At 70.5% G+C, this 5,867-nt stretch carries 7 protein-coding genes; 3 read left to right on the top strand and 4 right to left on the bottom strand.

The features are described 5' to 3' along the window. Positions 1-416 precede the first annotated feature (416 nt). Genes RT309_RS10160 through RT309_RS10145 form a run of 4 tightly spaced genes read right to left on the bottom strand, consistent with a single transcriptional unit; the run spans position 417 to position 2,918 of the window. Positions 417-809, bottom strand: coding sequence for a glyoxalase (locus tag RT309_RS10160; RefSeq protein ID WP_313356750.1), 393 nt, complete (start codon positions 807-809; stop codon positions 417-419). Continuing rightward, positions 806-1,483, bottom strand: a complete 678-nt coding sequence (locus RT309_RS10155; protein ID WP_313356749.1) for an alpha/beta family hydrolase — start codon at positions 1,481-1,483, stop codon at positions 806-808. The genes RT309_RS10160 and RT309_RS10155 overlap by 4 nt, the downstream gene beginning before the upstream one ends. Continuing rightward, positions 1,483-1,890 carry a hypothetical protein gene (locus RT309_RS10150; RefSeq protein ID WP_313356748.1) on the bottom strand — a complete coding sequence of 136 codons (408 nt, stop codon included), beginning with the start codon at positions 1,888-1,890 and terminating at the stop codon, positions 1,483-1,485. The genes RT309_RS10155 and RT309_RS10150 overlap by 1 nt, the downstream gene beginning before the upstream one ends. Then, positions 1,887-2,918, bottom strand: coding sequence for a general stress protein (locus RT309_RS10145; protein ID WP_313356747.1), 1,032 nt, complete (start codon positions 2,916-2,918; stop codon positions 1,887-1,889). Before RT309_RS10145 ends, RT309_RS10150 begins: the two co-directional genes overlap by 4 nt. A 76-nt stretch (positions 2,919-2,994) precedes the next feature. On the opposite strand from RT309_RS10145, the gene RT309_RS10140 reads away from it, so the two are divergent. The 3 genes from RT309_RS10140 to RT309_RS10130 form a co-directional block, all read left to right on the top strand. After that, positions 2,995-4,254: a magnesium transporter MgtE N-terminal domain-containing protein gene (locus RT309_RS10140; protein ID WP_313356746.1), complete on the top strand. Its 1,260-nt coding sequence runs from the start codon at positions 2,995-2,997 to the stop codon at positions 4,252-4,254. Further along, positions 4,254-4,784 carry a DUF1003 domain-containing protein gene (locus RT309_RS10135; RefSeq protein ID WP_313356751.1) on the top strand — a complete coding sequence of 177 codons (531 nt, stop codon included), beginning with the start codon at positions 4,254-4,256 and terminating at the stop codon, positions 4,782-4,784. The genes RT309_RS10140 and RT309_RS10135 overlap by 1 nt, the downstream gene beginning before the upstream one ends. Then, the coding region (locus RT309_RS10130) for an Mrp/NBP35 family ATP-binding protein (RefSeq protein WP_313356745.1) at positions 4,771-5,867 on the top strand (1,097 nt) is incomplete at its 3' end. The genes RT309_RS10135 and RT309_RS10130, both read left to right, overlap by 14 nt.

Below are 5,867 nucleotides of genomic sequence, written 5' to 3'. Positions count from 1 at the left end.
AATGGGCACGCGATGGCGGCCGCACCGATATCGACCGAGGCATCCTGCTCTGCCGCCACCATCACATGCAACTGCACCACGGCGGATGGCGCATCACCCGAGAAGGGACAGGCGAGTTCCTGCTGCATCCGCCCGGCGGCGAGCCTGCCATCCCCCTGCGTGCACGCGCAGCACTGGTCGCGGCCTGGGCCGGGATCGACCCGCCGCCCCGACGCTTCCGACCCGCAATCGCCTGAGCGTCCACCCGGCCGCCCCTGCACCCGCGGCCAACCTGCCGCCAACCGCATGGGCGAACGATTGGCCGAGCGGCCGGAAGAGCACGCTGCAGTCAAGTCCTGACTGTTCGACCAGCTATCCCGGCCACGACGTGAGCGAGCCTGCTGGCTGAGGGCGAAGCCGACGTACCCCGCCACCGTTCACTCCTGCTGAGCGACGACCTCGACCTTGAAGCCGGCAGCATTCTCCAGCCACCCCGCGTAATGCGCGTCGCCACCGGCGTGCGGATAGCGGTCGGCGTACAGCGGACGCCAACCATGAGGCTGCGCCGCCTCCATCAGCGCGTCGACATCGCTCGGAGAGCCGCCGTGAAAAGCGAGATGATTCATGCCTGCGCGGCGTCGGTCATGCTGCACCGACGACAACGTCGGCGACGTGGTCAGGGTCAGGTAGGCGCCGCCCGCCGACCAGGACTCGCCGCCCTCCCAGCTCTGCGTCCGGACGAAGCCGACCTGCTCCAACAACCACGGCCATCCTGACGCCGAGATGCCATCCGCCAACCACAGCTCGACGTGATGCAACCCCACGCTCATTCCTGCACCCGCCGCCGCTCGACCTCGTCGATGAACGCCACCACCAGCGGCGCGAGCTCCGCGCCGACGACGTCGGCAGGCCGCTTGGCGCCCTTCACCTCGAACGAGTGCCCACCCCCGGCGATCCATGTGATCCGGGCATCCCGACACGACGCCACCGCCTCCTCCAGCTGCGACAGCGGCTGCACGAACGGATCATTCGTGCCCTCCACGAACAGCTGCGGCGGGCGCACGATGGGCAGATGCTCGATTCGCGGCTTGTCGGGCTTGCCGGGCGGATGCAGCGGGTATCCGAGATACACGAGCCCGTCCACCTCCAGCCCCTCAGCGACAGCCATCGACGCCATCCGGCCGCCGTACGACTTGCCGCACGCCCAGATCGCGGCTCCGGGCCGTTCGGAACGGATCGACGCGACCACGGCGCGCCAGGTCAGCACAGCGTGCGCGGCAGGCCCGGGCATCCGCCGCCCCGCCTCGACGTAGGGGAAGTTGAAGCGCACCGTCGTGAGTCCCTCGGCACGAAGCGCCTCCGAGAAACCGATCAGGAACGGGTGATCCATACCCGCGCCGGCCCCGTGAGCGATCGCGACGACACCGCGCGAGGCTCCGCTCGGCTCCTCCCAGGCCGTCGTCACCGCCACGGGTCCCGACGGCAGCTGCACCGAGACGGCCATCAGACGCTCCGGGCGAACGGAAGACGCACGACCTCACCGCGACGCGCGCGCCGCAGCGCGACGAGCACCACGACCAGATGCACGACGCACACGATCACGTACAGCAGCAGCGGGATGCCCTGCGGCAGAAGACCCGACGCAACGGCGCTCGGCTGCGTCAGCCGCACGAGCCCGAGAGTGAGCTGCACGAGCAGCAGCGCCGTGGACACGATCAGGAACAGGCGGCCCCACGAACGTGCGAGAGCGGCGTTCTGCTTCGCCAGCGGCCCCTGGCGCGACAGCGATCCGTAGGCCGCGATCATCCCGCCGCCGGCGGCCAACGAACCCAGGAACGGAACCGGCAGCAGCACGAGCAGCCCGAGCGCCCAGGCCGAAGCGCCCGTCGCCTGGCCGCTCGAATCCGTCATCGCGGATCGGTCGGAGTCGACAGGTCGCTGCCGACGCCGGGCTTCGGCGCAGGCACGGGACCACCAGCCGCGGGGTCAGCAGTGCCACCGGGTGAGTCGATGCCGGGCTCCGCACCCGGAAGTGGAGGCTTGGGAGGAACGACCGGGCCGCCGGTCTTTCCGGGAGCGGGATCCGGCACGGGAGCCGGATCGGGAGCAGGAGCCGCTCCAGGAACAGGATCCGACCCGGGAACAGGACCCGATCCAGGAACAGGATCCGACCCGGGAACAGGATCCGATCCGGGAACAGGATCCGATCCGGGAACAGGACCCGACCCGGGAACGGCGGGATCCGGGGCAGGCGCAGGAGCAGGGTCCGCGACGGGCTGCGGCATCGGAGACACCGGGCCCCCCGGCGTCCCGGGACCGGATGCATCCGTCGGGCCGTCGGAATCGCCGTGACCCGCCGCGCCCGCGGAATCACCCTGCCCGGCAGCACTCGAGCCGCCCTGCCCGGCAGACGGAACACGCTCGCCGTACCGCGGCGGCTCGCTGAGATCCACCGGCGGACGCACCGTCTGCGACCGCTCCGGACCGACGACGCCCCGCGCCTTGGTCAGCGACGCGGGCTGCACCCGCACCTCGTAGTGGTCGGCGAGCATCTGCGTCATGCTCGCGAAATCACGACGGCGACGCACGATCGAGTAGGTCACCAGGCTCATGATCATGCCGAGCGCGACACCGATGAGCAGGAAGCCCAGGAAGAGCGAGATCGGAGCATCCGGGGTGCCGAACAGCATGACAGCAGAGAGCAGCAGACCGATCAGCACGCCGTTGGTCGCCCCCGACCGCGCCGCAGCCGCGTATCCGAGCTTCCCGGTCACACGCTCGACCGTGCGCACACCCTCACCGACGATCGCGATGTCGCGCGCGGGCACCTCTCCCGCGATCAGCTTCGAGACGATCTTCTGGGCAGCCTCGTAATCCTTCGTCGAGGCGATCACCTCGCCGAGATCGGTGCCTTTTCCCGGTCGATTCAGCATGCTCATCCGGCCATTGTCCCATCGACCCCTATGCGACGTCACCCGCCCGGCCGACAGCGACCTCGCGGACTACGCTTGACGCGTGAGCACACAACGGGTCTTCGTCGCACGTCTGGCAGGATGCGCCGTCTTCGACCCCGCCGGCGATCGCCTCGGCAAAGTGCGCGACGTCGTCATCGTGTACCGCAAGACGGCCTCGCCGCGCGTCATCGGGCTCGTCGTCGAGATCCCCGGCCGCCGCCACGTCTTCCTCTCCATCGGCCGCGTCACCTCCATCCGCGCCGGCCAGGTCATCACCACCGGCCTCATCAACGTGCGTCGCTTCCAGCCCCGCCCCGGCGAGGTGCGCGTGGTCGCCGAGTTCCTCGGCCGCCGGGTCAGCCTCATCGACGGCGGCGGCACGGCCGTGGTCGAAGACGTCGCCATCGAGCAGGACCGGCACAGCGAGTGGGGAATCACCCAGCTGTTCCTGCGCAAGGCGAAGACCAGCGCGTCGCCGTTCGCGAAGGGTCCGACGACATTCGCCTCGTGGAACGAGGTCGCCGAGCTGCGAGAGCCCGGCGAGGCGCAGTCGGCCGAGCAGCTGGTCGCCACCTATTCCGAACTGCACGCTGCCGACCTCGCCACCACCCTGCTCGACCTGCCTCAGGAGCGACGGATCGAGGTCGCCGAGGAGCTGCCCGACGAGAGACTCGCCGACGCGCTCGAGGAGATGCCCGAAGACGACCAGGTCGGCATCCTCGATCGGCTGGGCGACGAGCGCGCCGCAGACGTGCTCGACGAGATGGAGCCCGACGACGCCGCCGACCTGCTCGCCCAGCTGCCGCCGGAGCGACTCGAGCACCTGCTCACCCTGATGGACCCGGAAGAGGCCGAGGACGTCCGCAAGCTGCTGCGCTACGGCGCCGACACCGCCGGCGGGCTGATGACCCCTGAGCCGATCATCCTGTCGGCCGACGCGACCGTCGCCGAGGCGCTGGCGCTCATCCGTCGCCACGAGCTGCACCCGGCCCTCGCCGCAGCCGTGTTCGTCACGCTGCCGCCGTTCGAGACGCCGACGGGGCGCCTGCTCGGCGTCGTGCACTTCCAGAAGATGCTGCGCTATCCCCCGCACGAGCGGCTCGGCGCGATCCTCGACGAGTCCGTCGAGCCGGTCGCCGTCACCGCGTCGGCGGCCGAGGTCGCGCGCATGCTCGCCAGCTACGACCTCGTCTCGCTCCCCGTGATCGACACCGCCCACCGCCTGATGGGCGCCATCAGCGTCGACGACGTGCTCGACTACCTGCTGCCCGACGACTGGCGCACCCATGACGCCGACGAGCCGACAGCAGGAATCCGATGATGGCGCGTCCGTCGCGCACCGCGCGCCTCGACACCCCCGGCACCCGCGGCGTCTCGCGCTCCCAGACGCCGTCGCGCGACCGGTTCGGACGGTTCACCGAGTGGGTCGCTCGAGCGATGGGCACTCCGACCTTCCTCACCATCCTCACCCTGTTCTGCGCGCTCTGGATCGGCTACACGCTGCTGGCCGAGCAGAACGGGTGGTGGCGCTTCGACTCCGCCGCACTGGGCTTCACCGCCCTCACATTGATCCTGTCGCTGCAGGCCTCGTACGCCGCTCCCCTCATCCTGCTCGCACAGAACCGCCAGGACGACCGCGACCGCGTGCAGATCGAGCAGGACCGTCAGCGCGCCGAGCGCAACCTCGCCGACACCGAGTACCTCGCCCGCGAGATCGTCGCGCTGCGCATGGCCCTCGAGGAGCGCTCGAACCAGCAGATCACCCGCGACGCACTGCGCCAGGAGCTGAAAGCCCTCCTCGCCGACCTCAGCGACGACAGCGCAGCCGAGAACAGCCATGACGCTCGCTGACCGCGTGCGCACGGCTGTCGCGGCCGTCACCGACCCCGAGCTGCGCCGCCCGATCGGCGACCTCGACATGGTGCGCGACATCGCCGTCCACGGCACGATCGCGCGGGTCGGCATCGTGCTCACGATCGTCGGATGCCCCGCCGCCCAGCACATCGAGCAGGATGTCCGGGATGCCGCGGCATCCGTTCCCGGCATCGATGAGGTCACCGTCGACGTCGGCGTCATGACCCCCGACGAGCGGCGTGCGCTCACTGAGAAGCTGCGCGAGGGTCGCCCCGCCCGGCAGATGCCGTTCGGACCGGACTCGCTGACGCGGGTGATCCTCGTCTCGAGCGGGAAGGGCGGCGTCGGCAAGTCCACCGTCACCGCGAATCTGGCCGTCGCCCTCGCCCGTCAAGGGCTCCGGGTCGGACTGGTGGATGCCGATGTGCACGGCTTCTCGATCCCGGGGCTGCTGGGCATCGCGCCCGGCACGCAGCCCACCCGCATCGACGACCTCATGCTGCCGCCGGTCGCACACGACGTGAAGACCGTGTCGATCGGCATGTTCCTGCGCGACGGCGAAGCCGTGGTCGCGTGGCGCGGGCCGATGCTGCATCGCACCGTGCAGCAGTTCCTCACCGACGTGTTCTTCGGCGACCTCGACGTGCTGCTGATCGACATGCCCCCGGGCACCGGAGACATCGCGATCTCGATCGGCCAGATCCTGCCGCACGCCGAGGTGCTCGTGGTGACCACCCCGCAGCCGGCGGCGGCCGACGTCGCGATCCGCAGCGGGCTCGTCGCCAGGCAGACCGGTCAGCGGGTGATCGGCGTGATCGAGAACATGGCGGCGTTCGCCCTGCCCGACGGGACCCTGCTCGACCTGTTCGGCGAGGGCGGAGGCGCCGAGGTGGCGAGGGCGCTCAGCACCGACGGCGATGACGTTCCGCTGCTGGCATCCATTCCGCTCAGCCCGGCGCTGCGCCGGGGCGGCGACCAGGGCGTACCGGTCGTGCTCGGCGATCCCGACGACATCGCGGCACGCGCCATCGTCGATGTCGCGGAGCGGATCGCCCACCGCGGCCGGGGGCTGTCCCGGCG

Source organism: Microbacterium sp. (assembly GCF_032084865.1).
Taxonomy (GTDB): domain Bacteria; phylum Actinomycetota; class Actinomycetes; order Actinomycetales; family Microbacteriaceae; genus Microbacterium.
The sequence above is the reverse complement of the archived record's forward strand: the minus strand, read 5'-3'. Positions and strand labels throughout refer to the sequence as shown.